A 1,480-nucleotide genomic window follows, 5' to 3' on the forward strand; every position below is an offset into this window, starting at 1 on the left:
GATCAACGCCCGCCTGACCGAGCTGGCCTCCCGTCAAGGCATGGAAGCCATCGGCGATGTACGCGGACTGGGTGCGATGGTGGCCTTTGAACTGGTCACGGACCGCGAAACCAATGCTCCCGATGCGGCGCTGACCATGGCCATCGTGGCCGAGGCCGAGGCACGCGGTCTAATCATCCTGCCTTGCGGCACCCGTGGCAACGCCGTACGTCTGTTGCCGCCCCTGACTGTTCCGGCCGACCAGCTGGACGAAGCCCTTGATATTCTGGAAGCTTCCATCGAAGCCGCCATCAACGCGAAAGGAGCCTGAGACATGGCCGATCTTGCCCCTCAATCCCGCCCTGAACTGTCCAGCTTCAACTGGGAAGACCCCTTCCTGCTGGAAGACCAGTTGAATGAAGACGAACGCATGATCCGCGACGCGGCCAAGGCCTATTGCGCCGAGAAACTGGCCCCGCGCGTGACCGAGGCTTATGCGACCGAGACCACCGACCCCGAGATCTTCGCCGAGATGGGCGAGATGGGCCTGCTGGGCACCACTATTCCGGAAGAATATGGCGGCATCGGCTCAAGCTATGTGACCTATGGTCTGGTGGCCCGCGAAGTTGAAGGCATCGACAGCGGCTATCGCTCGATGATGTCGGTGCAGTCGTCCTTGGTGATGTACCCGATCTATGCCTATGGCTCGGAAGAGCAGCGCAAGAAATACCTGCCGAAACTGGCCTCGGGCGAGTGGATCGGCTGTTTCGGTCTGACCGAACCCGATGCGGGCTCGGATCCCGGCAGCATGAAGACCACGGCCAAGAAGGTCGATGGCGGTTATGTGCTGAATGGCTCGAAAATGTGGATCTCGAACGCGCCGATCGCGGATGTCTTCGTGGTCTGGGCCAAGTCGGATGCCCATGGCGGCAAGATCCGTGGCTTCGTGCTGGACAAGGGGATGAAAGGCCTGTCGGCACCGAAGATCGAAAACAAGCTGAGCCTGCGTGCATCCATTACCGGCGAAATCGTTCTGGACGGTGTGGAAGTGTCGGAAGACGCGCTTCTGCCCAACGTGGAAGGCTTGAAAGGCCCGTTCGGCTGTCTGAACCGCGCACGTTACGGCATCGCATGGGGCGCCATGGGCGCCGCCGAAAGCTGCTGGCACGCCGCGCGTCAATACGGTCTGGACCGCAAGCAGTTCGGCAAGCCGCTGGCGCAAACCCAGCTGTTCCAACTGAAGCTCGCCAACATGCAAACTGAGATTTCGTTGGGGCTGCAAGCAGCCCTGCGCGTCGGTCGCCTGATGGACGAAGCCAAAGCCGCGCCCGAGATGGTCTCGATCATCAAGCGCAACAACTGCGGCAAGGCGCTGGAAATCGCCCGTCACGCCCGTGACATGCATGGCGGCAACGGCATCTCGCTGGAATTCAACGTCATCCGCCACATGGTGAACCTGGAAACGGTAAACACCTATGAAGGCACCCATGACGTCCACGCC

2 protein-coding genes are annotated in these 1,480 nt (G+C 61.0%); both read left to right on the forward strand.

The window, feature by feature from the left end; all coding sequences use genetic code 11:
• A partial coding sequence (locus G0Q00_RS08520; protein WP_163038398.1) for an aminotransferase class III-fold pyridoxal phosphate-dependent enzyme occupies positions 1-310 on the forward strand: 310 nt, incomplete at its 5' end.
• A gap of 3 nt (positions 311-313) precedes the next feature.
• Positions 314-1,480, forward strand: a 1,167-nt coding sequence (locus tag G0Q00_RS08525; protein ID WP_163038400.1) for an acyl-CoA dehydrogenase, incomplete at its 3' end; no start/stop codon positions are given.

This window comes from Aliiroseovarius sp. PrR006 (assembly GCF_010500215.1).
In the GTDB taxonomy this organism is placed as follows: domain Bacteria; phylum Pseudomonadota; class Alphaproteobacteria; order Rhodobacterales; family Rhodobacteraceae; genus Aliiroseovarius.